The sequence below is a fragment of the Streptomyces sp. V3I8 genome (genome assembly GCF_030817535.1).
Classification (GTDB): Bacteria; Actinomycetota; Actinomycetes; order Streptomycetales; family Streptomycetaceae; genus Streptomyces.
On the sequence record NZ_JAUSZL010000002.1, the window covers coordinates 3,712,205 to 3,739,048 of the forward strand.

24 protein-coding genes are annotated in these 26,844 nt (G+C 70.3%); 10 read left to right on the forward strand and 14 right to left on the reverse strand.

Features of this window, described 5'->3' with window-relative positions; all coding sequences use genetic code 11:
- Positions 1–58 precede the first annotated feature (58 nt).
- On the reverse strand, positions 59–820 hold the full coding sequence (locus tag QFZ75_RS16210; RefSeq protein ID WP_307537644.1) for a DeoR/GlpR family DNA-binding transcription regulator: 762 nt from the start codon (positions 818–820) through the stop codon (positions 59–61).
- 222 nt (positions 821–1,042) lie between these two features.
- Positions 1,043–2,575, reverse strand: a complete 1,533-nt coding sequence (locus QFZ75_RS16215; RefSeq protein WP_307537645.1) for an MFS transporter — start codon at positions 2,573–2,575, stop codon at positions 1,043–1,045.
- A 118-nt stretch (positions 2,576–2,693) separates the two neighbouring features.
- Between QFZ75_RS16215 and QFZ75_RS16220 the strand changes: the two genes are divergently transcribed.
- On the forward strand, positions 2,694–3,671 hold the full coding sequence (locus tag QFZ75_RS16220) for a YafY family protein (protein WP_307537646.1): 978 nt from the start codon (positions 2,694–2,696) through the stop codon (positions 3,669–3,671).
- Between the two features lie 690 nt (positions 3,672–4,361).
- On the opposite strand, the gene QFZ75_RS16225 is transcribed toward QFZ75_RS16220, so the two are convergent.
- A complete protein-coding gene (locus tag QFZ75_RS16225; RefSeq protein ID WP_307537648.1) occupies positions 4,362–5,360 on the reverse strand; it encodes an RNA polymerase sigma factor RpoD/SigA in 999 nt (332 codons plus the stop codon).
- 200 nt (positions 5,361–5,560) lie between these two features.
- On the opposite strand from QFZ75_RS16225, the gene QFZ75_RS16230 reads away from it, so the two are divergent.
- The gene (locus tag QFZ75_RS16230; protein ID WP_307537650.1) at positions 5,561–6,079 is read left to right on the forward strand and encodes a GNAT family N-acetyltransferase; all 519 of its coding nucleotides are present in this window, start codon (positions 5,561–5,563) and stop codon (positions 6,077–6,079) included.
- Between the two features lie 197 nt (positions 6,080–6,276).
- Here the strand turns inward: QFZ75_RS16230 and QFZ75_RS16235 are convergent, their stop codons facing one another.
- Positions 6,277–7,038: a dioxygenase gene (locus QFZ75_RS16235; RefSeq protein WP_373466046.1), complete on the reverse strand. Its 762-nt coding sequence runs from the start codon at positions 7,036–7,038 to the stop codon at positions 6,277–6,279.
- A 141-nt stretch (positions 7,039–7,179) separates the two neighbouring features.
- On the opposite strand from QFZ75_RS16235, the gene QFZ75_RS16240 reads away from it, so the two are divergent.
- Positions 7,180–7,707, forward strand: coding sequence for a MarR family winged helix-turn-helix transcriptional regulator (locus tag QFZ75_RS16240; protein WP_307537654.1), 528 nt, complete (start codon positions 7,180–7,182; stop codon positions 7,705–7,707).
- Positions 7,708–8,362: 655 nt separating this feature from the next.
- Here the strand turns inward: QFZ75_RS16240 and QFZ75_RS16245 are convergent.
- A complete protein-coding gene (locus tag QFZ75_RS16245; RefSeq protein ID WP_307537656.1) occupies positions 8,363–9,901 on the reverse strand; it encodes an MFS transporter in 1,539 nt (512 codons plus the stop codon).
- A 194-nt stretch (positions 9,902–10,095) separates the two neighbouring features.
- Positions 10,096–10,740 carry a TetR/AcrR family transcriptional regulator gene (locus QFZ75_RS16250; protein WP_307537658.1) on the reverse strand — a complete coding sequence of 215 codons (645 nt, stop codon included), beginning with the start codon at positions 10,738–10,740 and terminating at the stop codon, positions 10,096–10,098.
- Positions 10,741–11,027: 287 nt separating this feature from the next.
- Here QFZ75_RS16250 and QFZ75_RS16255 point away from each other — a divergent pair, with 287 nt between their 5' ends.
- On the forward strand, positions 11,028–12,323 hold the full coding sequence (locus tag QFZ75_RS16255) for a M6 family metalloprotease domain-containing protein (RefSeq protein ID WP_307537659.1): 1,296 nt from the start codon (positions 11,028–11,030) through the stop codon (positions 12,321–12,323).
- Positions 12,324–12,450: 127 nt separating this feature from the next.
- Positions 12,451–14,217: an IclR family transcriptional regulator C-terminal domain-containing protein gene (locus QFZ75_RS16260; protein WP_307537660.1), complete on the forward strand. Its 1,767-nt coding sequence runs from the start codon at positions 12,451–12,453 to the stop codon at positions 14,215–14,217.
- 112 nt (positions 14,218–14,329) lie between these two features.
- On the opposite strand, the gene QFZ75_RS16265 is transcribed toward QFZ75_RS16260, so the two are convergent.
- The 3 genes from QFZ75_RS16265 to QFZ75_RS16275 form a co-directional block, all read right to left on the reverse strand.
- Positions 14,330–15,658: an enolase C-terminal domain-like protein gene (locus QFZ75_RS16265; RefSeq protein ID WP_307537661.1), complete on the reverse strand. Its 1,329-nt coding sequence runs from the start codon at positions 15,656–15,658 to the stop codon at positions 14,330–14,332.
- Positions 15,659–15,816: 158 nt separating this feature from the next.
- Entirely contained in the window at positions 15,817–17,154 is a 1,338-nt protein-coding gene (locus tag QFZ75_RS16270; RefSeq protein ID WP_307537663.1) for a gluconate:H+ symporter, read from the reverse strand.
- 144 nt (positions 17,155–17,298) lie between these two features.
- Entirely contained in the window at positions 17,299–18,291 is a 993-nt protein-coding gene (locus QFZ75_RS16275; RefSeq protein WP_307537665.1) for a 5-dehydro-4-deoxyglucarate dehydratase, read from the reverse strand.
- Positions 18,292–18,581: 290 nt separating this feature from the next.
- On the opposite strand from QFZ75_RS16275, the gene QFZ75_RS16280 reads away from it, so the two are divergent.
- Positions 18,582–19,343, forward strand: a complete 762-nt coding sequence (locus tag QFZ75_RS16280) for an IclR family transcriptional regulator (protein WP_307537667.1) — start codon at positions 18,582–18,584, stop codon at positions 19,341–19,343.
- Between the two features lie 58 nt (positions 19,344–19,401).
- Here the strand turns inward: QFZ75_RS16280 and QFZ75_RS16285 are convergent, their stop codons facing one another.
- Positions 19,402–19,698 carry a muconolactone Delta-isomerase family protein gene (locus QFZ75_RS16285; RefSeq protein WP_307537669.1) on the reverse strand — a complete coding sequence of 99 codons (297 nt, stop codon included), beginning with the start codon at positions 19,696–19,698 and terminating at the stop codon, positions 19,402–19,404.
- 173 nt (positions 19,699–19,871) lie between these two features.
- Between QFZ75_RS16285 and QFZ75_RS16290 the strand changes: the two genes are divergently transcribed.
- The 4 genes from QFZ75_RS16290 to QFZ75_RS16305 all read left to right on the forward strand — a co-directional run bounded on the left by QFZ75_RS16290 (position 19,872) and on the right by QFZ75_RS16305 (position 23,425).
- Positions 19,872–21,287: an MFS transporter gene (locus tag QFZ75_RS16290; protein ID WP_307537670.1), complete on the forward strand. Its 1,416-nt coding sequence runs from the start codon at positions 19,872–19,874 to the stop codon at positions 21,285–21,287.
- A gap of 90 nt (positions 21,288–21,377) precedes the next feature.
- Positions 21,378–22,214: an alpha/beta fold hydrolase gene (locus QFZ75_RS16295; protein ID WP_307537671.1), complete on the forward strand. Its 837-nt coding sequence runs from the start codon at positions 21,378–21,380 to the stop codon at positions 22,212–22,214.
- A 210-nt stretch (positions 22,215–22,424) separates the two neighbouring features.
- The gene (locus QFZ75_RS16300; RefSeq protein ID WP_307537673.1) at positions 22,425–23,123 is read left to right on the forward strand and encodes a type 1 glutamine amidotransferase domain-containing protein; all 699 of its coding nucleotides are present in this window, start codon (positions 22,425–22,427) and stop codon (positions 23,121–23,123) included.
- A complete protein-coding gene (locus QFZ75_RS16305) occupies positions 23,120–23,425 on the forward strand; it encodes a DUF1330 domain-containing protein (RefSeq protein WP_307537675.1) in 306 nt (101 codons plus the stop codon). Before QFZ75_RS16300 ends, QFZ75_RS16305 begins: the two co-directional genes overlap by 4 nt.
- Positions 23,426–23,747: 322 nt before the next feature.
- Here QFZ75_RS16305 and QFZ75_RS16310 read toward each other — a convergent pair whose 3' ends face one another.
- From QFZ75_RS16310 to QFZ75_RS16325, 4 genes are all read right to left on the reverse strand, one after another.
- The gene (locus tag QFZ75_RS16310) at positions 23,748–24,416 is read right to left on the reverse strand and encodes a DUF6461 domain-containing protein (protein ID WP_307537677.1); all 669 of its coding nucleotides are present in this window, start codon (positions 24,414–24,416) and stop codon (positions 23,748–23,750) included.
- A gap of 301 nt (positions 24,417–24,717) precedes the next feature.
- Positions 24,718–25,248: a nuclear transport factor 2 family protein gene (locus QFZ75_RS16315; RefSeq protein WP_307537679.1), complete on the reverse strand. Its 531-nt coding sequence runs from the start codon at positions 25,246–25,248 to the stop codon at positions 24,718–24,720.
- 70 nt (positions 25,249–25,318) lie between these two features.
- Positions 25,319–26,005 carry a type 1 glutamine amidotransferase domain-containing protein gene (locus QFZ75_RS16320; protein WP_307537680.1) on the reverse strand — a complete coding sequence of 229 codons (687 nt, stop codon included), beginning with the start codon at positions 26,003–26,005 and terminating at the stop codon, positions 25,319–25,321.
- Between the two features lie 89 nt (positions 26,006–26,094).
- Positions 26,095–26,688, reverse strand: a complete 594-nt coding sequence (locus tag QFZ75_RS16325; protein ID WP_307537682.1) for a TetR/AcrR family transcriptional regulator — start codon at positions 26,686–26,688, stop codon at positions 26,095–26,097.
- Positions 26,689–26,844 lie beyond the last annotated feature (156 nt).

Below are 26,844 nucleotides of genomic sequence, written 5' to 3' on the forward strand. Positions count from 1 at the left end.
GGCATATGGGGTGTTCCGCCGGCCGTACGCGGTGTTCCGCCGGGCGTACGGCCCTTCGTCAGACGCACAGCACTTCGGTGCCGCCGCGCTCGACGGCGGCGGCGTCTTCGGGGCTCAGCCCGCTGTCGGTGATCAGCAGGTCCACTTCGCCGAGGTCGCCGAAGCGCGCGAAGTGCTCCTGGCCGTGCTTGGCCGAGTCGGCGAGCAGCACCACGCGGCGGGCCGCGGCGAGGGCGGCGCGCTTCACGGCGGCTTCGGCGAGGTCGGGGGTGGTCAGGCCGTGTGCGGCGGAGAAGCCGTTCGCGGCGAGGAAGACCACGTCCGCGCGGATCTCGCCGTACGCCCGCAGCGCCCAGGCGTCGACCGCCGCGCGCGTACGGTGCCGGACGCGGCCTCCGACGAGGTGGAGCTGCAGACCGGGGTGGTCGGCGAGGCGGGCGGCGACGGGCAGGCTGTGGGTGACGACGGTGAGCGTCGCCTCCAGCGGGAGGGCTCCGGCGAGGCGGGCCACGGTCGTGCCCGCGTCGAGGATCATCGTGCCCTCGTCGGGCAGTTCGGCGAGGGCCGCCTTGGCGATGCGGTCCTTCTCGTCGGCGGCGGTGGTCTCGCGCTCGGCGAGGTCGGGCTCGAAGTCGAGCCGTCCGGCCGGTATGGCGCCGCCGTGGACCCGGCGCAGCAGTCCCGCACGGTCGAGGGCCTTCAGGTCCCGCCGGATGGTCTCGGGCGTGACCTGGAACTCCTCCGCCAGCGACACCACGTCCACCCGTCCACCGTCACGCGCGAGCCGGAGGATCTCCTGCTGCCGCTCAGGTGCGTACATGCCCGTTCGCCTCCACTCCGTGCCCGAACCTGTGGTTTCTCTCGCAGGCTACGCCCGGATTTCAGAGAAGTAAACAGGTTCGGGCATTGATGTGGGCATGAACGGACATGCCGGTGAGGAGTGGGGCGGAGCGGGATGCCGCGGGGCCCGCGCCCCCGTGGGGCCGGGCCCCGCGGCATGGTCCGTACCGGCGCGCTCGGACGGCGCGCTCGGTCGACGTGCTCAGCCGACGAGTTCGGGCTCCTGGTCCCCGGTGGTCGCGGGCGCGGTCCCCGCCGTCGCCGTCTCCGCTCCCTCCACGTGCTGGGCGGGACGCTTCGGGAGGGCGAACATCAGCAGGAAGATGGCCGTCATCACGACGGCGACCCAGAGCAGCGCGTGCTGGAAGGCGTCGACGAAGGCGGGGCCCACCTCGACCGGCGACAGGCGGTCGGACATCGTGCCGAAGAAGACGACGGAGACCAGCGCGAGACCGAGCGCGTTGCCCATCTGCTGGACGGTGTTGATCAGGCCGGACGCCGAACCGGAGTGCTCGCGCGGGACCTCGGAGAGGACCGCGTCCGTCAGCGGGGCGACGATCAGGCCCATGCCGAGGCCCATGACGACCAGCGGGAGCGCCATCTGCCAGGAGGCGATGGACAGGCCGTACCGCTCGGACTCCCAGACGTAGAGCAGGACGCCGGCGGCCATGGTGAGCGCGCCCGTCTGCAGCACCTTGCGGCCGAACCGCGGAACCAGCTTCTGCACCGAGAGCCCGGCCGCCAGCGACACCGCGATCGAGAACGGCACGCCCGTCAGACCCGCCCGCAGCGGGCTCCAGCCGAGGCCGGTCTGCATGTAGAGCGTCCAGACCAGGAAGAAGATGCCGAGGCCGATCCCGAAGACGGTCTGCACGGCGATGCCCGCCGCGAAGCTCTTCACCTTGAAGAGGGAGAGTTCGACGAGCGGTGAGCCGTCGCGCGCCGCCTTCCTCTTCTCGTACGCCACCAGCGCGCCGAAGACGACGAGCGAGCCGCCCATCGACACGTGCCCCCAGAGCGGCCAGTCGAGCTCGCGGCCGCGGATGAGCGGGTAGAGCAGCATCAGCAGACCGAGGGTGACCAGGGCGACGCCCACGAGGTCGAGCTTCAGGGCGTGCGGGGCCTTGGACTCGGTGATGAACCTCCGGCCCAGGATCAGGCCCGCGATGCCCACCGGAAGGTTGATGAGGAAGATCGGGCGCCATTCGAGGCCGAAGAGATTCCACTCGGTGAGCAGCGCGCCGAAGAGGGGTCCGGAGACCGCGCCCAGGCCCACGATCGCGCCGAACAGACCGAAGACCTTGCCGCGTTCGTGCGCCGGGAACGTGGCGTGCACGATCGACAGGACCTGCGGCACCATCAGCGCGGCCATCGCGCCCTGGAGGATCCGCGAGGCGACCAGCATGTCCGGGTTCACGGCGAAGCCGCAGAGCGCGGACGCGAGGGTGAAGCCGCCGATGCCGACGAGGAAGAGGCGCTTGCGTCCGTGGATGTCCCCGAGCCGCCCACCGGTGATCAGGCCCGCGGCGAAGGCGAGCGCGTAACCGGCCGTGATCCATTGGATCTGGCTGAAGGACGCGTCGGCATCCCGCTGGATCGAAGGGATCGCGATATTGACGATCGTCACGTCGACCAGATCCATGAAGGCCGCGGTCATGACGATGGCCAGCGCGTACCAGCGCCGGCGGTCCGCCTCCGGCCGGGGGGTCGCGGGGATGCCGCTCGAAGAGGTCATGTCATGAAGGTAGGCGGGATATAGGTCAGATCATGTCCTACTGGTGAGGCATCCTCCGATGACTGGTCGCGTAGTTCCCCGCGCCCCTGACGGGGTGCCCGATGTCAGGGAGAACCCCATGAGTACGGACACTCCGGCGCGGCTGCTCCAGTTGCTGTCGCTCCTTCAGACGCCCCGGGAATGGCCGGGCGGTGAGCTCTCGGACCGGCTCGGGGTGTCGCGGCGGACCGTGCGGCGCGATGTCGACCGGCTGCGGGAGCTGGGCTACCCGGTGCAGGCGACGAAGGGGGCCGACGGCGGCTACCGGCTGGTCGCCGGGAAGGCCATGCCGCCGCTGGTCCTCGACGACGAGGAGGCCGTGGCCATCGCGGTGGGCCTGCGGGCCGGTGCGGGGCACGCCGTCGAGGGCGTCGACGAGGCCTCCGTCCGGGCACTGGCCAAACTCGAACAGGTCCTGCCGGGCCGGCTGCGCCACCGCGTCGCCACGCTGCAGGCCGCCACCACTCCCCTGACCACCGGCGACGGGGCGAGCATCGCACCCGAGACGCTGACCACGATCGCGTCGACGATCGCGGGGCGGGAGCGGCTGCGGTTCGCGTACCGCGCGGGGGACGGGGCGGAGAGCCGGCGGCGGACCGAGCCGTACCGGCTGGTGTCGACGGGGCGGCGCTGGTACCTCGTCGCGTACTGCCTCGACCGCGAGGACTGGCGCACGTTCCGGGTCGACCGGGTGGCGGAGCCCTTCGCGACCGGGGCCCGTTTCACGCCGCGCGAGCTGCCGACGGGGGACGCGGCCGAGTACCTGCGGCAGTCGATGTACCGGCGGCAGGAGACGTACGAGTTCGACGTGACGTTCGCCGCGCCGGCGGACTTCATCGTGGCCCGGCTGCCCGCGTGGCTGGGGGCGCCCGAGCCGATCGACGACCGGCGGTGCCGGCTGCGCGCCTCGACGGCGGACGCGGTGGAGTGGCTGGCGGTGCGGCTCGCGACGGTGGACTGCGAGTTCACCGTGCACGGGTCGGCCGAACTCGTGTCCTGCGTACGGGATCTGGGGGGCCGGCTCAGCCGTGCCGCCGGTAACCTGCCGCAGGAGTAGGCAGCGGGCGGTGCGGGGGCCGGGTACGGACCCCGGTGCGGACCGGGGCGGCCCCTGGTGCGGACCGGGGCAGGCCCTGGTGCGTGACGCGGCACCGTTTGCCCCCGTGGCACAATGTGCCACCTGGGTCACCCCGGGGTTCAGGTTCGGGGTGGCCCAGCCGCCGTGCCCAGCCGCCGTACCCAGCCGCCGTGCCCGGTCTCCGCAGCCAGGGGCGCGCGAACGAAGCCGAGCCCCGGCGCCAGGGGGGGGAGGCGCCGGAGCTCGGCTCTGGAAGAGTCCCGGCACCGGGGGGAGTGCGTCGGGACTCGGCTTTTGAGGGCCCTGGAGTTCTGTGCCCCGGGGCCGATGTGTTGAAGCGGCGGTAAACGGACTTCTGTGCGGCTCGGTGAGAGGTCTTGGCCAGCCATGCCGTACGACATGACCGAAGCGACACCCGCCCACACGGCCCGCGGTAATGTCGCCTGCCCCCGAACCGGGAAGCCAGTCCTCGGAAACAGCACGAGTTTTTCTCGTCCTGTCCCCTGCCCCTGCCCCTGTCTTTGCCCTCGCTCCTGCCGCGCTTCCCGGCCCGGCGCCGGACGGACCGGCGCCTTCGGGTCGGCGGCTGCGGATCGGCAGCTTCGGGTAGGCAGCTTCGGGTCGGCGCCTGCGGGTCGGCGGGTCGGCCGGGCAGGTGGCCCGCGGCGGCTACGCCGCGGCGTCGAAGCCCGTCGAGCGGGCCAGCTTCTTCAGTTCCATCAGCGCGTGCTTCTCGATCTGTCGGATCCGCTCGCGGGTGAGGCCGTGCTCCTTGCCGACCTCGGTCAGCGTGCGCTCGCGGCCGTCCTCGATGCCGTACCGCATCTTTATGATCGACGCGGTGCGCTGGTCGAGGCGGCCGATGAGGTCGTCCAGCTCCTCGCTGCGCAGCAGCGTCATCACGGACTGCTCGGGCGAGACGGCGGAGGTGTCCTCCAGCAGGTCGCCGAACTGGGTGTCGCCCTCGTCGTCCACCGCCATGTTCAGCGAGACCGGGTCGCGGGCCCAGTCGAGGACGTCGACGACGCGCTCCGGGTTGGAACCCAGCTCCTTGGCGATCTCCGCGGGCTCCGGGTCGCGGCCGTGCTCGCGGTTGAACTCGCGCTGCACGCGGCGGATCCGGCCCAGCTCCTCCACCAGGTGGACGGGGAGCCGGATGGTGCGCGACTGGTCGGCGATGGACCGGGTGATGGCCTGCCGGATCCACCAGGTCGCGTACGTCGAGAACTTGAAGCCCTTGCGGTAGTCGAACTTCTCGACCGCGCGGACCAGGCCCGCGTTCCCCTCCTGGATCAGGTCCAGCAGCGGCAGACCGCTGCGGGGGTAGCGTCGCGCGACCGCGACGACCAGGCGGAGGTTCGACCGGATGAAGATGTCCTTGGCCCGCTCGGCGTCGGCGACGAGCGCTTCGAGCTCCTCGCGGGAGGCCTTCACCTTGGTCTCGGTGGCCTCACCGTCGAGCAGCTGCCGCGCGTAGACGCCTGCCTCGATGGTCTGGGACAGCTCGACCTCCTTGGCGGCGTCGAGCAGCGGTGTACGCGCGATCTCGTCGAGATACATGCCGACCAGGTCGCGATCGGCGATCTCGCCGCCTACGGCGCGAACACTGCGTGCCGCGTCGGTCTCGCCGGAGGCGGACTTACGACGGGCGACGGCACGGGTTGCCATGCGTGCTCCTATGCGATGGTGGGCTTGCGGGTACGTGGTGGTACTCGATGGTGTGGCCGTGGTGACCGTGGTGGTCCGGACACTCTCCCGAGTGCCCTGCATACGATGGAAACAACGACTGGAATCCGGACAGAATTCCCAACCCGTCTCTCGAATTTTCGGATCGTGCAGTACCCTGTGCCGCCGTAAAAGGAGGCAGGGTGCCGTCGCAGTGCACAGAGGTGCAGGTCAGACCGGGAGCCGCGGGCGATCTCGACGCGCTCACGGACATCTACAACCACTACGTGCGTGAGACGCCGATCACCTTCGACACGGTGGCCTTCACGCCGGAGGAACGCCGCCCTTGGCTGCTCTCCCACCCTGAAGACGGCCCGCACCGGCTGATGGTTGCCGTGGACACGGACTCACAGCGGATTCTGGGGTACGCCACGTCCAGCGCGTTCCGGCCGAAGCCCGCGTACGGGACGTCCGTGGAGGTGACCGCCTACCTCGCTCCCGACGCGGGCGGGCGGGGCGTCGGCACGCTCCTCTACGAGGCGCTGTTCGAGGCGCTCGCGGGCGAGGACGTGCACCGGGCGTACGCCGGGATCGCGCAGCCCAACGAGGCGTCGGCACGGCTGCACGCGCGGTTCGGCTTCCGGTACGTCGGTACGTACCGGGAAGTGGGCCGGAAGTTCGGACGGTACTGGGACGTGGCCTGGTACGAGAAGGAACTCTGACGCGGACGGCCAGGACAGCACCGGGGCCCCGCCGGCTGCGGCGGGACCCGTCGGCCGTGGCGGGACCCGTCGGCCGTGGCGGGACCCGTCGGCCGTGGCGGGAGCCGTCGGCCGTGGCGGGAGCCGTCAGCCGTGGCGGGAGCCGTCAGCCGTGGCGGGAGCCGTCAGCCGTGGCGGGAGCCGTCGTCCGTGGGGTCTTAGCCGAACTGCACCGAGCGCTTGGCGAGGCCCAGCCAGAAGCCGTCGATCACGGACCGCTGGGTGTCCAGGTCGCCGGCGGCGTCCGCCGCGCCCATGGTCACGAACAGCGGGGCGAAGTGCTCCGTGCGCGGGTGGGCCAGTCGGCCGGCCGGGGACTTCCGGAGGAAGTCGAGGAGGCCGTCCACGTCCCCCGAGTCGAGGGCCTGGTGGCCCCACGCGTCGAACTCGGCCGACCAGCCGGGGATGCCGCCCTGGCGCAACGCGGCCAGGTTGTGGGTGAAGAACCCGGAGCCGACGATGAGGACGCCCTCGTCGCGCAGGGGGGCCAGCTTGCGGCCGATCTCCATGAGGCGGACGGGGTCCAGCGTGGGCATGGATATCTGCAGGACGGGGATGTCGGCCTCGGGGAACATCTCCACGAGGGGGACGTACGCGCCGTGGTCGAGGCCGCGGTCCGGGATGTCCTGGACCGGCACGCCGGGGGCGCGCAGCAGCTTGCGGACGGACTCGGCGAGGGCGGGGGCGCCCGGGGCCGCGTACCGCACCTTGTAGTAGTGCTCGGGGAAGCCCCAGAAGTCGTAGACCAGCGGGACGGGCGCGGTGGCGCCCAGGGCGAGCGGGGCCTCCTCCCAGTGCGCGGAGACCATCAGGATCGCCTTGGGGCGCGGGAGGCCGGCGGACCAGGCGGCGAGCTGAGCGGGCCAGAGCGCGTCGTCGGCCAGGGGCGGGGCGCCGTGGGAGAGGTAGAGGGCGGGCATGCGGTCCACGGCGGGGCGTTCCTCGGTGGCTGCGGACATGGCTGCGGCTCCCTCTCCTATTGCTTGAAGTATCAAGCTTCTAGAGGCGGAGCCTACCGCTTACTTGTTTAACATTCAAGGAGGGCCTCGTACAGTAGGTGTATGAACACCGCATCCGCAGCCACCGACGGGTCCGGCGACCCCGGCGGGCCCCGCTGGCTCAGCGACGAGGAACAGCGCACCTGGCGTGCGTTCATGCATGCCACCACGCTTCTCGAGGACCATCTCGACCGCCAGTTGCAGCGTGACGCGGGCATGCCGCACATCTACTACGGCCTGCTCGTGCAGCTCGTCGAGGCGCCGCAGCGGCGGTTGCGGATGACCGAGCTGGCGATGAGGGCGAAGATCACGCGGTCGCGGCTGTCGCACGCGGTCGCGCGGCTGGAGAAGAACGGGTGGGTGCGGCGGGAGGACTGCCCCTCGGACAAGCGGGGGCAGTTCGCCGTCCTGACGGACGAGGGGTACGGGGTGCTGGAGCGGGTTGCTCCGGGGCATGTGGCCGCGGTCCGTCAGGCGCTGTTCGACCGGCTCACGCCGGAGCAGCAGAAGGCGTTGGGGGAGGCGATGCTCGTCATCGCGGAGGGGTTGCAGCCTGAGGGGACGGGGGCGGATCTGCCCTGGCTGCGGTAGCGCTCCGCGGGGTGGCTCCGCCGGTTTGGGGTGGCTGGGGGCAGAGCCGGCCGCGGGTGGCTCCGCCGGGGTGGGGCGCCTGTCGGGTGCGGGGGTGTGGGGGCTGGGGTTGGGTGCGCAGTTCCCCGCGCCCCTGAAGAACGGGGCCGCTGTCGGGTGCGGGTGCGGGGGTGTGAGGGCTTGGCGCGCCGTTCCCCGCGCCCCTGAAGAACGGGGCCGCTGTTCGGTGCGGGGGTGTGGGGGCTTGGCGCGCCGTTCCTCGCGCCCCTGAAGAACGGGGCCGCTGTTCGGTGCGGGTGCGTGGGGGCTTGTCGCGCCGTTCCCCGCGCCCCTGAAAAGCAGGTCCGCTGTCGGGTGCGGGGGTGTGGGGGCTTGGCGCGCCGTTCCCCGCGGCCCTTGCGGGGGCACGGGGGGCTGCGTGGGCCGGCCCCGCGCAGCCGCAGGGCTGTCGGGTGGTCGAGTGCCCTCGGTGTCGTTCTCAAGGCGGTAGCGGCCGGTGCGCATGGGTCTGCCCCGGCTCCGGTGTCGCTGGAGCCGGGGCAGACCCGGGGTCGTACGTACGAAGGCGTCCCCACCCCCACGTACGTACGAGGTGCAGTGGGCAACCCTGCCGGTCGGGGCGCGGCCGGTCCTCCCGGCGCGCCCCGTGGAGCGGTCAGTGGGCGATGACCGGAACCTTCAGGTCGTCCTCGGCTCCGTCGACGGACTCGGCGGACGAGGCCGTGTCGGCGGGGTGGGCGTTGACGAGGGTGAAGACGATCGCCGCGGCCGCGACGAGGATGCCGACGGCGAACCAGATCGCGTTGGTGTAGCCGTGCACCTGCGCCTGCAGCTGGACGAGCTGCTGCTGGGACTGGGTGGCGGCACCACCGATGTGGTCCTTGAGGTACGCCGTGGTGGCCGAGGCCGCGATCGTGTTCAGCAGTGCCGTACCGATCGCGCCGCCCACCTGCTGCGAGGTGTTGACCATCGCGGAGGCGACACCGGCGTCACGCGGCTCGACACCCAGCGTGGCCAGCGACATGGCCGGCATGAACGCCGTGCCCATGCCGAGGCCGAGCAGCAGCATGCCCGGCAGGAACAGGGTCGTGTACGAGGACCCGATCTCCATCTGGGTCAGCACCAGCATGCCGAGCGCGGCGACCAGGAAACCCGGGCCCATCAGCAGCCGCGCCGGAACGCGGGTCATCAGGCGGGCGCCGATCTGCGTGGAGCCCGTGATCATGCCCGCGATCATCGGGAGGAAGGCGAAACCGGTCTTGACCGGCGTGTAGCCCTTCACGATCTGCAGGTAGTAGGTCAGGAAGAGGAACAGACCGAACATCGCGATGATCGCGAGGCCGAGCGACAGGTAGATACCGCCACGGTTGCGGTCGGTGATGACGCGCAGGGGCAGCAGCGGAGCCTTGACCCTGGACTCGACGAACACGAAGGACGCGAGGAGCAGCACCGACGCGACGAACAGGCCGATCGTCGTGGAGTCGCTCCAGCCCTCGGACTCGGCACGCGTGAAGCCGTAGACCAGGGTGACCAGGCCGAGGGTGGACAGGACGACGCCCGGGATGTCGAGCGGCGAGCGGTTGCGGCTGCCGGACGGCTCACGGATGACGAAGTACGCACCGGTGGCGGCGACGATCGCGAACGGGATGTTGACGAAGAACGTCCAGCGCCAGTTCAGGTACTCGGTGAGGAATCCGCCGAGGATCAGGCCGACGGCGCCACCGCCACCGGCGATCGCTCCGTAGATGCCGAACGCCTTGGCGCGCTCCTTGGCGTCGGTGAACATCACCGCGAGCAGCGAGAGCGCGGCGGGCGCGAGCAGCGCGCCGAAGGCACCCTGCAGGGCGCGGGAGCCGAGGAGCATCGCCTCGTTCGTCGCGGCACCGCCCAGGGCGGACGCGCCGGCGAAGCCGATCAGGCCAGTGACGAAGGTGCGCTTGCGGCCCCACAGGTCGGCGATCCGGCCGCCGAACAGGAGGAGTCCGCCGAAGGCGAGGGCGTAGGCCGTGATGACCCACTGCCGGTTGCCGTCGGAGATCCCGAGGTCCTGCTGGGCCGAGGGAAGGGCGATGTTCACGATGGTCGCGTCGAGCACGACCATCAGCTGGGCGATCGCGATGAACGCGAGCGCTTTCCAGCGGTTGGAATCGGGAGCCGGCGCCTTGGCGGCGGTGGCCGGGGCTGTTTGAGACATGGGAATACCCACTTCAGGACTTCGTGGCGAAAAAAGGTGACAGAAAGGGACGGCTCGTCGCCGGTGACGTCTTCGTCGACTTCCTTGTCGACGCCCTCCTCGACGTCCTTGTCGATGACGACCGGTGGTTGTGACAGTGGCTGTGACTGTGGCTGTGGCTGCGGCCGGTCGGGCCCGGTGCGGCGGTCAGTCGGTCATGCTCGGCGGAGGTCCTCCATGGTCGCGGCCGCGCCGGGCAGTTCGGAGCGGGCGGGTGCCCGCAGCCCGTCCAGGAACAGCTGCAGGTGACGGTGTACGAAGCGGTCCATGTTCGGGCACGCGGTGCCCGGCAGGGGCCGGGTGAGCTGGCTGATGGCGATCATGAGGTCTCCGACGGCGACGTCGGGGCGGAGCTGGTCCGCCGCGCGGGCGCGCTCCATGAGGGTCTCGATCAGCCCCTCGACCCGCTCGCGCGAGGCGACCAGGTCCGGATGGTTCGCGTCGAAGGTCGCGGAGAGCATCGGGCACAGGGCGCCGATCCGCTCGTCGGCCGACGTGTGCACGAACCGTGAGAGGGCCTCGAAGGCGTCGCCGGTCTCGGCGAGCATCTGCTCGACCTGTTCCGCGACACGGTCCATGACCGAGCAGACGACCTCGCGCTGGAGGGCCGCCCGGTCCGGGAAGTTGCGGTACAGCGTGGCGTTGCCGATGCCGGCCCGGCGGGCGATCTCGTCGAGCGGCACCTCGGCGCCGAACTCCACGAACATCTCCCGTCCGGCGGCGACGATCCGCTCCCGGTTGCGCAGAGCATCGGCCCGCGGGCGGGGCACCTTGCGCTGTGCGGCGGTGGCGGTCTCCACGGCGTACTCCTTCGAGTGCTCTCTCGGTTCCGGGGAACCTCTCCCCGTTTCACGCGGACACAGGGCTAAACGGGGAAGGGGTCCCCGGTTATTTCCCGATCCCGAAGAAGTTCGCTGTGACCTGGGTCACAGCTGTGACGGTCCTGGAAGGAGGCTCTGAAAAGAGCCGCTGTCGCGCCCTTCCCACGATCGGTCTCCTCCAGCGCGCGCCCGCGCATCCGGCGGCACAGGGTGATCGGAAGGGTGCAGCCCGAAACGGCCGGCTGCCTGGAGCGAAAGGCCCCTGCATGCAGCCGACCAGCCGTCGGATACGCCCGCGCCGCCGCACCGCAGCCCTCACCTCGGTCGCCTGCCTCACCCTGGCGGTCAGCACCTCCGCCGGGTCCGGGCACCTGACGGCCGGCTCGAACTCGGCGGCGGGCCCCGTGGCACCGGCGGCCGGAACGTCTCCGCTCGGCCCCTGCATGATCAGCGGCGCGACCGGCGTACAGATGTCGGAGGGCATCCCCACGCCCACGGGCTACGCCCGCTCCACCGGCACCGTCCGGGCCCTGAACCTGATGGTCGACTTCTCCGACGCGCCCGGCCAGGGCAGCGCTCTCGACCGTTTCGGCGAGTTCTTCCCGCAGACCACCGACTGGTTCCGCACCAGTTCGTACGGCCGTCTCGACTACCGTCCGCAGGCCCCGATAGGCACCTGGCTGCGGATGCCCAAGCCCTTCGAGGAGTACGGGATAGAACGGGGCGCGCCCTTCGACCCCGGGTACCGCGAGCTGGTCCAGGACATCGTGTCCACCGCCGACCCGAAGGTGAACTTCCAGGACTACGACCTGCTGAACGTCCTGATCACCCCGAACGCCGGGCCCTCCGCCCTGGACACCGTCCTCTCCGTCACCTTCGCCGGCAACACCGAGGCGCCGGTCGCGGACGGGGTGCCCGTCGCCAACGCGTCCTTCGTCTACAGCCGCCAGGACGACGGCTCCGGCTCGTACGCCGAGACCGGGTACCGCGTGCTCCCCCACGAGAACGGCCACGTCTTCGGCCTGCCCGACCTCTACACGCAGGACGGGGGCGGCGCGGTGGGGCACTGGGACATCATGAGCGAGGACTGGGGGGCCGACAACGACCTGCTGGGCTGGCACAAGTGGAAGCTCGGCTGGCTCGACGACTCCCAGGTGGACTGCGCGGCCGGGTCCGGCACGACCGAGCACCTGCTGACCCCGCTGGCCGAGCCCGGCACCGGCGGCAAGCTGGTCTTCGTCCCGGTCGACGCGAAGACGGGGTACGCGGTCGAGCTGCGCACCCAGGCCGGCAACGACGAGTCGGTCTGCCGGACGGGCGTGCTGATCTACAAGGTCGACGCGGACGTCGACACCGGCCACGGCCCGATATCGGTGGTCGACTCCACGAAGGACAGCGGCGGCTGCACCCGCAGCCCGAACGTCCACGCCGAGCTCTCCGACGCCGCCTTCTCCCCCGGCCAGTACTTCAAGGACCTCAGGACCGGCATCCGCATCACGGTCGCCGGCATGGACCCCCAGGGCAACCACCGCGTGTACGTGACCCGCACGACGCCGGCTTAGACCACCGCCGGAACCACTCCCCCACAGGAGCGCGGGAACGGCGCGATCGGCGCCCACCCACCCGCGGCCCACGACCGACTCCCCACCTGCGGAGCATTACCGTGAACGCACACCGTATTGGGGAGCCATGCCACCGACCCGCCTCACACCGCCCGCCCGGCCCGACGCGGTCGCCCCCGTTCCCGACGAGGCCGTGACCCCCCTGATGCGCGGCATCACCGTCCTGCACCGCCTCACCGAGGCCGGCGGCACGCAGAGCCTCAGCTCCCTGGAGAGGACGACCGGCCTCGCCCGCTCCACCGTGGACCGCATCGCCGCGACCCTGGCCCGCATGGGCTACCTGCGTCTGGACGGCCGCGACGCCGTACTCGCCCCCCGGCTGATGGAACTCGGCAACGCCTACCTGTCCGCCCTCCGGCTCCCCCGCCTGCTGGACACCCGCGCCGACGCGCTCGCCGACGAACTGGACGAGTCGGTGTCGCTCGCGGTCGCCGACCGCGACGGCATCCGCTTCATCCACCAGGCCACCCGGCGCCGCGCGATGTCGCTGAGCTTCCGCATCGGCGACCTGCTGCCGGCCGAACGCACCGCCCCCGGGCCGCTGTTCGCGACCGAGTGGACCCCCGAGGACTGGACACGCTGGCGGGAGCGCCGTACCGCGGACCCGCAGGACCACGGGTTCCCGGCGATTCCCCCACGCGAACACCGCGCGCCGGCAGCGGAGTCCACGACATCCGGGACGTTCGAGAGGACCGACACGTCCGAGAGGACCGGGACGTTCGAGGAACGCACCCGCCGGGCGGACGAGCGGGGCTGGGCCCTGGACGACCAGCTGATCGAACCGGGCCTGGTCGCCGTCTCGGTGCCCGTACGGGACGGGGACGGGCGCATCGCCTGCGTGGTGAGCGTGGTGAGCCACACCAGCCGGCACACCGCGGACTCCCTTCGCGACACCATGCTGCCCCGGCTGCGGGCGACCGTACGCGCCATGGAACGCGACGTACGCGCCGCGGAACGGGACCTGCGCGAGCCCTCCGCCGAACCGCCCGCCGCCCCTGCCCCTGTCCCCGCCCCCGCCGGGCTCGCCACCTGGACCGGCGCCTCGAAGCAGGAACTGGGCCGGGGGTTCATCGAGTCGCTGGCCCGCGGGCTGACCGTGATCACGGCGTTCGGGGAGGGGCGGGCCGAACTGACGCTCACCGAGGTGGCGCAGGCGACGGGCCTCGCGCGGGCGACGGCCCGGCGTGCGCTGATCACCCTGGAACACCTGGGCCAGGTCACGGCCCACGGCCGGACCTTCCGCCTCACGCCCCGGGTCCTGGCCCTCGGCTTCCCGCCCCTGTCCCGTACGACGCTGGCGCAGATCGCGGCCCCGCACCTCGCCGACCTCGCGAACCGGCTGCACGACTCCGCGTCGCTCGCGGTCCTGGCGGGCGACGAGATCCAGTACACGGCGCGTGCCGCCACCAGCCGCATCATGAGCGTCAACATCACGGTCGGCACCCGGCTGCCCGCGTACGCGACCTCGCTGGGACGGGTGATGGTGGCCGGTCTGCCGCCGGCCGGGCGGGGCCCGTTCCTGACCGGCCTGCGCGCGCTGACCCCGCACACGGTCACGGACCCGGCGGCCCTCGCGGCCGTCCTGGACCACGTACGGGAGGCCGGGTACGCGCTGGTCGACGGCGAGCTGGAGGAGGGGCTGCGGTCGGTCGCGGTCCCGGTGCGGGACCGTACGGGGAAGGTCGTGGCCGCCGTGAACGTGGCGATGCACAGCTCGCGGCGGACGGTCGGGCAGTGCGTCTCGGAGGTCCTGCCGCACCTGTCGGCGACGGCCGGAGCGATCGAGGCGGACCTCCGCGTGGCGGGCCGCTTCACCCGCCCCCCACTCACCTGACCCCCACCACCCGCACCGAACGGCGGACCCGTTTCCCAGGGGCGCGGGGAACTGCGCGACCAGCCCCCGCCGGCCCGCGGACGCACGACGACCTGCGACGACCCGCGAACTCCTACCGCACCATGCAGGGCCGCTTCGCGTCGAACTCCCACCCCGGCACCAGATACCGCATCCCCGCCGCGTCGTCCCGCGCCCCCAGCCCCTTCATCACATACAACTCGTGCGCCGCGAGCAACCGTTCCATGTCCAGCTCCACGCCGAGCCCGGCCGCGTCCGGCACCGCGACCTCCCCGTCCACGATCCGCGGCGGCCGCACGGTGAGCCGCTCCAGCCCCTCCTGCCAGATCCAGTGCGTGTCCAGCGCGTTGTACTCCCCCGGCGCCGCCGCCCCGCAGTGCGTGACCATCGCCAGCGAGATGTCGAAGTGGTTGTTGGAGTGGCACCCCCAGGTCAGCCCCATCGCGTTGCACAGCTGAGCCACCCGCACGGACCCCTGCATCGTCCAGAAGTGCGGGTCCGCCAACGGGATGGACACCGACTGGAGGGCCAGCGCGTGCGTCATCTGACGCCAGTCCGTGGCGATCATGTTGGTGGCCGTCGGCAACCCGGTCGCCCGCCGGAACTCCGCCAGGACCTCCCGCCCCGAGTACCCGCCCTCCGCCCCGCAGGGATCCTCGGCATAGGCGAGCGTCCCGACCAGCGGCCGGCACAGCTCGACCGCCTCACGCAGCGACCACGCCCCGTTCGGGTCCAGCGTGACCCGCGCCTGCGGAAAACGGTCCTTGAGCGCCCGTACGGCCTCGACCTCCTCCGCACCCGCCAGGACACCGCCCTTGAGCTTGAAGTCCCGGAAGCCGTAGAGGTCGTACGCGGTCTCGGCCTGCCGGACGATCGCCTCCGGCGTCAGCGCCTCCTCGTGCCGGACGCGGTACCAGTCGACGTCCGAGTCGCTCTCGCGGACGTACTCGAGATCGGTGCGGCCGGGGTCACCGACGTAGAAGAGGTAGCCCAGCACCCGTACCGACGAACGCTGTTGGCCGTCCCCGAGGAGCGCGGCGACCGGTACGTCCAGGTGCTGGCCGAGGAGATCGAGCAGCCCGGACTCGACGGCCGTGACGGCGTGCACGGTGGTGCGCAGGTCGAAGGTCTGGGCGCCGCGGCCACCGGAGTCACGGTCGGCGAAGCGGTCCCCGATCGCGCGCAGGACCCGCTTGTAGTCGCCCACCTTCGCGCCGACGACCAGGGACTCGGCGTCCCGCAGGGTCCGGGTGATCTTCTCGCCGCCGGGCACCTCCCCGAGTCCCGTACGGCCCTCGGAGTCCTTGAGGACCACGATGTTGCGGGTGAAGTAGGGGCCGTGCGCGCCGGAGAGGTTCAGCTCCATGCAGTCGCGGCCGGCGACGGGGTAGACGGCGAACTCGGTGACGGTCGGCTGGCTCATGCGTATCGGGGTCCTTGGCTGAGTAGCTGAGTGACTGAGTGACTGAGTGACTGAGTGACTGAGGAGGTGTCGCAGATGTCGGGGCTGTCGGGGCTGTCGGGGAGCGGAGTCGGAGAAGCGGGGTCCGGAAGCGGGGCCGGGGGCCGCTGGTCGGTGCCTCACAGGCCGAGGACGTCGAGCGTCCACTCCATCGTCAGCACGCCGCCCAGGCCGAGGACCGCCAGCACCGTCGTATAGGTCGTACGCACCTTGATCGCTTCGACGACCGAGAGGTTGAAGTACTCCTTGAACAGCCAGAATCCCGGGTCGTTGACGTGTGAGAAGGCGATCGAGCCGCAGGACACGGCGAGCACCATGATCTCGGCGTGCACCCCGCTGCCCGCGAGGAGCGGCAGCACCACGCCGGACGCGGTGACGACGGCGACGGTCGCCGAGCCGAGCGCGACCCGCAGGATGACCGCGATGAGCCACGCCAGGACGATCGGCGAGACGGACCAGCTGTCGGTGGCGTCCGCGATGTAGTCGGAGATGCCGCCCTCGACGAGGACGTTCTTGAAGGCGCCGCCCGCGCCGATCACGAGCAGGATCATCGCCATGGACCGGGCCGCGGAGGTGCAGGAGGCGTTGACGTCGGCGAGGCTGCGGCCGATGCGCGGCCCGAAGGCCCAGATCGCGATGAGCAGCGTCAGCATCAGAGCGATCGGCGCGGAGCCGATGAAGGCGACGAAGTGCAGGAACGGGCTGTCGCCGGAGGTGGCCATGTCGACCACCGCGGCGCCCGCGATGAGTACGACGGGGAAGAGCGCCACGGACAGCGACCAGCCGAGGCCCGGCATCTCCCCGTCCTCGAACTCACGGTCGCTGACCAGGCCCTTGGGGATGGACGGGTCCATGGCCCGGATGAACGGCAGTCGCGGCCACAGCAGCGCGATGAACGCGCCCACCGGGACGGCGATGAACAGGCCGTAGAACAGGGTGTGTCCGACGGAGGCGTGGAAGGTGGCGGCCACGGCGGTGGGGCCGGGGTGCGGCGGCAGGAAGCTGTGCATCGTGGACAGCGCGATCGACATCGGCAGGCCGACCCACAGCAGCTTCGCGCCGGTGACCCTGACGAGGGTGAACGCGATGGGCACGATGATGATGAACGCGACCTCGTAGAACATGGTCACGCCGATGAGCATGGACGTGACCACCATGGCGACCTGGACCCAGCGCGGCCCGAAGGCGTCCAGCAGCCTGCCGGCTATGCGCTGGGCGGCGCCGGAGTCGCCCATCACCCGGCCGACCATGGCACCGAGTCCGATGACGAGCATCGTGTCGCCGATCTGGTCCCCGATGCCGTCCGAGAGGACGTCCGGGATGTCGGCCACCGGAATGCCCTGGACCAGGGCGACACCCACCGCCACGAGCAGGAGCGCGACGAAGCCGTTGAGTTTCGTCCGGGTCATCAGGAACAGCAGCACGAGGACGCTGATCCCGACTACGAGCAGAGGCATGCAGTTCCCCTTTGAACTGGCCGTGGGTGATGTGTCGGGCGGTACGCCGAGCAGGAGGCGGGACGGTGGACCGGGCGGTGGGCGGGACGGTGGGCCAGGCGGTAGGCCGGGTGTTACGGCGGGCGGTACGGGGCGGGCCGCAGGTCAGCCGGTGGGGCGTCGGCGGGGCGCTCCGACGAGGGCGAGGCCGACGTCGAGGATCGCCTCCAGCTCGGCGAGGTCCGCGTCGCCGGGTTCGGTGAGCGGGGCCCGTACGAGGCCGACGGGCAGGCCCCGCAGCCGGGCGGCGGCCTTGACGAGCGAGACGGCGTACCCCGGGACGCGGTCGCGCAGCTCGACCAGCGGGACGTAGAAGTCGCGCAGGAGCTCGGTGAGCGTGGCCTCGTCACCGGCGCGCAGGGCGGTGAAGAAGGCGCCGGCGATCTCGGGGGCGAAGGCGTGGACGGCCGACGAGTAGGCGGGGACGCCGACGGTGGCGTACGCGCGGGCCTGGATCTCGGCGGTGGAGGCACCGTTGAAGAAGAGGAAGCCGTCGGGGGCGGCGAGCGTGAGCCGCTGCAGCCGGTCGAGGTCGCTGTGCCCGTCCTTCAGGCCGACGACCGTGGGGATCTCCGCGATGCGCCGCAGGCTGCCGGCGGTGAAGGCGACCTGCCCGCGCTGGTACGCGATCAGCGGCAGCCGGGTCCCGGCGGCGATCCGGCGCAGCTGCTCGACCAGGCCGTCCTGCGGAGCGTCGACGAGGTAGTGCGGCAGTACGAGGAGGGCGTCCGCGCCGGCCTCCTCGGCGATCCGCGCGAACCGCAGGGCCTGCGCCCAGCCGTAGCCGATGCCGGCGACGACGGGCAGGCGGCCGTCGGCGATCTCGACGGTGGCCCGGACGACCGCGCGGTACTCGTCCTCGTCCAGCGAGAAGAACTCGCCGGTGCCGCAGGCGGGGAAGACGGCACCGGGGGCGCCGGCCGCGGGGGCGGCACCGTCGCCCCCGGTGGCCAACTGGGCGGTCAGGCAGGCCCGGTAGGACTCCAGGTCGAGACCGCCGTCGTCGCCGAAGCTGGTGAGGGGGAAGGCGAGCACCCCGCCCGCCATACCGTCGCGCAGTCGCTGGACCACGGCTTCGATCTCCGCGCTGTACCGCATCTCGTGACTCTCATCTCTATATGCAGATGGCGTATATGTATGAGAACGGAGATTAGGTCGGTGAACCGGAGTGGTCAATGGGTGCGACAGCACGGATTTACGATGAGGCCATGGCGGAGAGCAGCGGGGGCCGCGGAGTCCGTGGGGCCGGTGGGATCGGTACAGCTGGTGGAGTCGGTACAGCCGGTGGAGTCGGTACAACTGGTGGAGTCGGCGCAGCCGGTGGGGTCCGTGGAACCGGTGGCGTCAGTGAAACCGGCGGGGTCCGTGGCACCGGCGGGGTCCGTGGGGTGAAGTCGGCGGCCCGCACGGTCGCCCTGCTGGAACTGCTCGCCGCCCGCGGCGACCGTCCGGCCCGCCTGGACGAACTGGCCGAGGAGCTCGGCGTACCGCGCAGCAGCATGTACCAGCTGCTCCAGACCCTCATCGACTGCGGCTGGGTACGCTCCGACACGACGGGGTCCCTGTACGGCATCGGGATCCACGCCCTGCTCACGGGCACGAGCTACCTCGACAGCGACCCGCACGTCCGGGTCGTACGCCCCTACCTCGACGAGGCCTCGGACGCGCTCGGCGAGACGATCCACCTGGCACGGCTGGACGGCCCGGACGTCGTCTACCTCGCGACGCGCGAGTCCCACGAGTACCTGCGGACGATCAGCAGGGTCGGCCGCCGGATCCCGGCCCATGCGGGCGCACTGGGCAAGGCGCTGCTGGCGGAACGTCCGGACGCCGAACTCCCGCTGCCGGACGATCCGTTGCCGGCCCTCACCGAAAACACGCACACCACCCGGGGCGCACTGCTCGGCGACCTGGCGGACGTACGGGCCCGCGGCCACTCGATCGACCGCGAGGAGACGGTGACGGGCATCGCGGGCTTCGGCTTCGCCCTGCGCTACGGCTCCCCGCCCACGGACGCCATCAGCTGCTCGGTCCCGGTGACGCGCCTCACCGGCTCACACGAGGCACGGGTGATCGCGGTCATGCACGAGATCCGAGCGAAGATCGAGAACACGCTTCCCCGGTCGCCGGGGGCACCGGACTGGCGGTGAGGGGCGCCGGAGGAGAACGGACCTCGGGCGGCCCCTTCCCGGGGAGACAGGGCCGCGGTCACACCCAGGCGCCAGGGTCCTCCTTCACCATCGCGAGCGTGGCCAGTGCGGTCACCTCGATCTCCGCATAGGGCCGGATCGGCAGGCTGGTCAGCGCGTCCTCCAGGGCGTCGGCATCCGCGACCGACCAGATACCGACGTTGGAGCGCGTGCCGGGCACGCGCCAGATGTTCCGCAGCACACCCTCGGCGTGCAGCTCACGCCCCCGCGCCTGCTCCCGTTCGATCAGATCGGTGCGTTCGGCGACCGGAAGGTCATAGGCGCGGCGCACATCGATACGTACCAGAAAGTCCATCGAGGCCTCCTTGAGCCGCACGGAGCGGCTGTCTGCGCAGCAGAATACATCGATGTTCGTCGAACTTAAAAGAAAGGCGAGTCCAGGGCGAACGCCAGACCTTCGGCCTCAAGCCACCACGCACATCGGAAACCCTCTATACGACCGGTCTAATATGCCGTACTGTCGAGCTCATGGGAACTCGACAACAGACCCTCGCGCACGCACCGCACCTCGGCCTCCGGCATGACAGGGTTCGCGACAGCGGCCCCGCACGGCCGCGCCGGGACGGAGAGCCGGCCGCGACGGCACACGCTCCAGCGGCGATCACGGGCAACGCCTGGGTACGGCCCGCCGCCGCGATCCTCGTCGTGGGATGGGGGGCGAACATGTTCGCGGCCCTGTTGCAGATCTACCGCGGACAGTTGAGCGGACTCCAGGTCAACGGCCTGTTCGGGTCGTACGCCCTCGGGCTCGTCCCGGCCCTGCTGATCATGGCGAAGGTCTCCGACCGCCTCGGTCGGCGACGGGTGCTCCTCGCGGCCCTGCTGCTCTCCGCGCTCGGGTCGGTGGTGATCCTCTTCTCGGGCGGAGCATTCGGGACGATCCTCGCAGGCCGGATCATCGTCGGAGTCAGCGCCGGTTCGGCGTTCGGGCCCGGCACGGCATGGATCAAGGAACTTTCCGACGCGGGGCGGGCAGCAGGAGCGGGAGCGCGGCGCTCGGCAGTCGCGCTGACGGCAGGTTTCGCGGCCGGCCCGTTCGTGTCCGGGATCATCGTCCAGTGGTTCCCTTCACCGGAGACCGCGGCCTACCTCGTACACATCGCACTCGTCGCGCTGACGGTGCCGGCCGTTTGGAGAGCTCCCGAGACGGCCCGGCCACACGTCGGACCGGTCAGCCGTCGCGGCACGGCGACCGACGCAACCGGCACGGGCACGGGCACGGCCGACGCAGCAGGCACCACAGGCAGGGCAGGCACCACAGGCAGGGCAGGCACTGCAGGCACGGCAGACACGGCACGCGGTGGGCTGAGGGCGGCGCTGACCAGCCGGGTCTTCCTGACCGCGGTGCTGCCGACGGCTCCGTGGGTCTTCGGAGCCGCAACCGTGGCGCTCGCGGCGCTCCCCGTCCTGGTGCCGTTGGGGCATTACGGCCCTGTCGGCAGCGGCACCGTCGCCGCCGTCACGCTGGGCACCGGCATCATGATCCAGCCGCTGGCGCGCACTCTGGCAGAACGCTCACCGGCGACACCGTTCCGTGCGGGTATGGCAGCTGCGATCGTCGGCATGCTCGTCGCGGCCCTGACCGTCGCGACCGGCTCGCTCGTCCTCCTGGTCGCCACCGCCGTCATCCTGGGTTCGGCCTACGGGCTGCTCCTGGTGAGCGGTCTGCGGCTGGTGGAGTCGCTCGTCCCCCCGCAGGACGTGGCCACAGTGATCGCGATCTTCTACGGCCTCACCTACGTCGGGTTCGCCGCCCCCGTCCTCGTACAGGCACTGAGCAGCTTCTGGAACCCGGCCACCGTGCTGGTCGCCGGGTCCGCGCTGGCGGTCATCTCCCTGACGGCGACCTTCTTCGCCTGGCCGCGGACGACCGTCGACGACTGACGCTTGACGCTTGATGCTTGACTTGCAGTAGACCGGTCGTATAGAAATAACCCAAGAGAAGCACCGCACACCCCCGAAAGGACAAGCACCATGGGAAGCATCAAGGTCGGCACCGAGAACAGCACGGACATCGAGCTGCACTACGAGGACAAGGGATCGGGCCAGCCGGTCGTACTGATCCACGGCTACCCCTTGGACGGCAACTCCTGGGACGGACAGACGGCGGCCCTCCTGGACGCCGGCTACCGGGTCATCACCTACGACCGACGCGGCTTCGGCAAGTCCAGCCAGCCCTCCACCGGCTACGACTACGACACCTTCGCGACCGACCTGCACACCGTGCTGGAGACCCTCGACCTGCGCGACGCGGTCCTCGTCGGCTTCTCGATGGGCACCGGAGAGGTCGCCCGCTACCTGGCCAAGCACGGCTCCGCACGCATCGCCAAGGCCGTGTTCCTGGCCTCCCTGGAGCCGTTCCTGGAGATCACCGACGACAACCCCGACGGTGCCGCGCCCGCCTCCTTCTTCCAGGGCGTCTCCGACGCGGTGAAGAAGGACCGCTACGACTTCTTCACCGACTTCTACAACGACTTCTTCAACCTCGACGAGAACCTCGGCACCCGCGTCAGCGAAGCGGCCGTCCGCAACGCCTGGAACGTCGCCGCCGGCTCCGGAGCCATCGCCTCGGCCGCCGCCCCCCTCGCCTGGCCCACCGACTTCCGCGCCGACATCCCCAAGATCGACGTCCCGGCACTGATCGTCCACGGCACCGCCGACCGCACCCTCCCCATCGACGCCACCGGCCGCCGCTTCGCCAAGGCCCTGCCCACCGCCCAGTACGTCGAGATCGACGGCGCGCCCCACGGACTGATCATCACGCACACCGCCGAAGTCAACGAAGCCCTCCTGACCTTCCTCGGACAGTGACGCAACGCGCGACCTGACGCGCGACCCGACCACCCGGGCAGCGGTACGACCCGGCGAAACGCCACCGCGACCGCCGCCGGACTGTCCCGCCGACCTCTCTTTCACCCTCATCAAGACGACCGGTCTAATCCCGCAAACGAACCGGTCCTCGAATCCCCATCCCACCCCCTCACCCCCTCGCCCCCTCACACCCCGAAAGGGCAATCAGCCATGAAGGTTCTTGTTGTTCTCACCTCGCACGACCAGCTCGGCGACACCGGCCGCACGACCGGTTTCTGGCTGGAGGAACTCGCCGCCCCCTACTACCGCTTCCAGGAAGCCGGCTGGGACATCACCCTGGCCTCCCCCAAGGGCGGCAAGCCGCCCCTGGACCCCAAGAGCAACGAACCCGCCTTCCAGACCGACCTGACCCGCCGCTTCGAGACCGACCCCGACGCCACCGCCGCACTGGCCCACACCGTGCGCCTGGACACCGTCTCGGCCGACGACTACGACACCGTCTTCTACCCCGGCGGCCACGGCCCCCTGTGGGACCTCGCCGAAGACACCCACTCCGCACGCCTCATCGAAACAACCCTGCGCTCCGGCAAGCCCCTGGCCCTGGTCTGCCACGCCCCCGGCGTCCTGCGCCACACCCTCAACGAAGACGGCACCCCCCTCGTCCAGGGCAAGAACGTCACCGGCTTCACCAACACCGAAGAAGAAGCAGTCGCCCTCACCGACATCGTCCCCTTCCTCGTCGAGGACGAACTCAAAAGCCTCGGCGGCATCTACACCAAGACCGACGACTGGCAGCCCTACGTCATCCAGGACGGCCTCCTCATCACCGGCCAGAACCCCGCCTCCTCCGGCCCCGCCGCCGACACCCTCATCCAACTCGTCGCCGACGTGCACGCGGCTCGCGCATGAGCGCGTACGTGGTGATGCTGCGCGAGCGGCTCTCCGATTCCGCCGAGCTGGAGGCCTATTCGGCCCTGGCCCGGCGGGCCCGCTCGGGGCACTCCGTGACCCCCGTCGTCGGGTACGGCGCGATCGAGACCCTGGAGGGCGAGCCCTTCGACGGAGTCCTGATCCACGAGTTCCCGAGCGTGGAACAGGCGCGCGCGTGGTACGACAGTCCCGCTTACCAAGCGGCGTTGCCCCACCGGCAAGCAGCCGCGGATTACCGTGTGTTCATCGTCGAGGGCGTCTCGGACACTTCGTCCCGCTGACCCTGCCCGGCGTCCCCCCTCTGTCGGAGGAGTGAGGACGCCGGGCCGCCGCTTTCTGTCCGGTCGTCGAAGACGGCCATCAAGCACCTCGGTAGATCAACCGCCTGCGCGCCCAGCTCACCTGCGTCCACCTTGGCCTGGGATGCTGCTTGGGATGCTTTTCAACGGGCGTTGTCCTTCCCCGGCGAGGTCGGCTTCCGGTGACCGGCTTGCGCAGTGAGCGTGGGCGTGGGCGTGGGCGTTGTGTCAGCGGCACGACGAGCCGAGCCGAGCTTCATCACGCCCTCCTCGCATTGGCCTTGCCCTCGGATTGGTCATCGTCTCAGGACAGTCCCCGTGAAGGGCCGAAATCCAGGACGGTCCCGGGTGGCACAGGCCCCTCGCCCGCGTAGGTATCGCCCAGCGGTGCCGCTGGTGCGTCGTCCTCGGCGAGCGTCAGGCTGGGCCAGGGCCCGGCGAGGGCTGCGTCGTCCAGGGTGATGCCGAGGTGGTCGAGTACGAGGGCCACCACTGGCGCCATCCCGGCGCCCTCTCCCTCGTGCGCTGCGAGCGCCTCTTCCACCCGGTCCCACCAGGGGCCGAGCGGTTCGGACCGGCTGTGCTCCATGCCGGGCTCGAAGTACTCGACGCACTCGCCGTCGCGCCAGTACTGGAAGACGTCGATTCCCTCGGTGGTCGCCACGCTGTACGTCTCAGTTCCCCGAGACAGCTTCGCGAGCGATTTTTCCGCGAAACCGAAGCCGCCTTCCTCCTCGACGCAGAAGGCCCATTCCCCGGTCCTGCCGGCCCGTAGCAGCGAGACCACCCCGTCGCCCGACTCGTCCTCGGACAGATCCGAAGCCGCGTCCCAGGAGAGCAGACGCGCCCGCTCCGGATCGGCTCCGTACCGGGCGAACACCTCCTCGGGGCCGAGACCGCGGGTGAAAGTAACGCACATCCAGGCCCTCGCCCAGTCCAGCGAACTCGCGTCCGTATCCGTATCCGCGTCCATGATCTGCCTCCGTCGTTCACACCTGGCATCGTCTTCCAGGGCGGAGCCCCGGGGAGCCCGGATCATGATGCCTGCCTGGTTCATGCGGGAGGTTCGGTACCGGGCAGGATGCCCGGTGGGGTCCTGCCCGGTGAACTCGGTTTCGTAGGTCTCCGCGGTCTCTGCGGTCTCTGCGCGACAGATCATGTAGCGGTGCAGCACGTGTAGCGGTGCAACGCTTGGGATTGGGGCTATGCAGGAGGGCCGGCCTCCACCCCCTCACACACCATCAGCGTCGAAGAGATGCACGGATCCGCCCTCCTTATGCAGTTGCTGCGCTCTGCATCGGATGAGTGTCGGCGAACTGCTCGAATCGGATGATCTTTCCGTCGACTACGTGCCACGTATGCGCTGCCCGTGCCGTGAAAGATTTTCCCGTTTTTCCGTGAGTCCCTTGGTAACTACCCGTGGCAACGATGAACTCGCCGGCGTCCAAGAGGTGCTTCAGCTCGTACTGCCAGTGACTCCAGTCACGCGCAAGGACACTGAAAACGTTGTCGACTATCTCTTCCTTGCTCCGGAAGACTCCAGGCGTGGGAAAGCCGACGCATTCGATCCAGACGATTTCAGGATGCAGGTCCCTGTAAAAAGCGTCCAGATCTCCGTCCTTGTAGGCCGTGTAGAGGTCGCTGATGATCTGGAAACTGCGCGACTCGTTCATTGCGCTTCCTGTTCTTTCGCGGAGGGGAGGGGAGGGGGAGAGGGCGAAGAGGTTCAGGTGCCGGTGCCAGTGCTGGCGGGCAGACGGCTGGGCCCGGCCGGTGCGGATGGCCGGCCAGGCCCAGGCGTTCATGCGTGATGCGGTGGTGAGGTGATGCGGCGATGTGGGCATGCGCCTCGTGAGGGCATGTCAGCCCGCGTGTTCACGCCCCCGTGCTGACGAGTTGGATGAGGGTGTCGGCGGCGGGGCCGGAGGAGGCGGGGTTCTGGCCGGTGATGAGGAGGCCGTCCTGGATGACGTAGGGCTGCCAGTCGTCGGTCTTGGTGTAGATGCCGCCGAGGCTTTTGAGTTCGTCCTCGACGAGGAAGGGGACGACGTCGGTGAGGGCGACTGCTTCTTCTTCGGTGTTGGTGAAGCCGGTGACGTTCTTGCCCTGGACGAGGGGGGTGCCGTCTTCGTTGAGGGTGTGGCGCAGGACGCCGGGGGCGTGGCAGACCAGGGCCAGGGGTTTGCCGGAGCGCAGGGTTGTTTCGATGAGGCGTGCGGAGTGGGTGTCTTCGGCGAGGTCCCACAGGGGGCCGTGGCCGCCGGGGTAGAAGACGGTGTCGTAGTCGTCGGCCGAGACGGTGTCCAGGCGCACGGTGTGGGCCAGTGCGGCGGTGGCGTCGGGGTCGGTTTCGAAGCGGCGGGTCAGGTCGGTCTGGAAGGCGGGTTCGTTGCTCTTGGGGTCCAGGGGCGGCTTGCCGCCCTTGGGGGAGGCCAGGGTGATGTCCCAGCCGGCTTCCTGGAAGCGGTAGTAGGGAGCGGCGAGTTCCTCCAGCCAGAAACCGGTCGTGCGGCCGGTGTCGCCGAGCTGGTCGTGCGAGGTGAGAACAACAAGAACCTTCATGATTATCTCCGTGTAGATAAGTAGACCGGTCGACTAATACTGGACAAAGGGAAGCTCGCACTTCCCCACTCGACGTGAGACTGCTGGACTCAGAGGTGGAGGAGCTGCCGTGTCACAGTCATGACGGTGTCCATTGGCGCGATGCTGCGATGGATCTTGGCCATGATGCTCCCGCCGAGCCACATGTCGTACAGGGCCTGCGCCGTCTCGCGGGGATCGCCGTCCACCGCGATCGACCCGTCCGCGAGCCCACTGACGATCATGCGCTCGATACGGTCGACGATCCCGCCGGTGCCGTCCTTCAGGGCGAGCCGCATCGACTCCGACAGGTCGGCGACTTCGGCGCCGAGCTTCACCGCGAGGCACTTGCCCTGACACTCGTCGACGCTCTGCGTCTCCTGCCACTGCCGCCAGTACGCCATCAGCCGCTCGGCGGCCGACGTGTCGGGCTGCGCGAGAAGGCGGTCCATGTCGGAGAGGTACTCGTCGAAGTAGCTCTTCAGGAGCGCTTCACCGAAAGCGTCCTTGGAGGCGAAGTAGTGATAGAAGGAACCCTTCGGCACACCGGCCTCTGCGAGCACCTCGTTGATGCCGACCGCGGAGTAACCCTTGTGGGCCATGGTCCGCTGAGCGACATCAAGGATGCTCCGGCGGGTGTCGGTACTGCGTGCGGTAGCTGGCATGACGTAAACGTAACACACGATTAGACTAGTCGTCTAGAGCGAGCCCGAACCACTGCTCTCGTACGCGGCGTCCGCGCCCCCTGCGACTCAAGCCACAACTGTGCCGTCAACACGGTGATCCAGACGCCAGAGCGGGCCGTTGAATCCGAGCCCTAC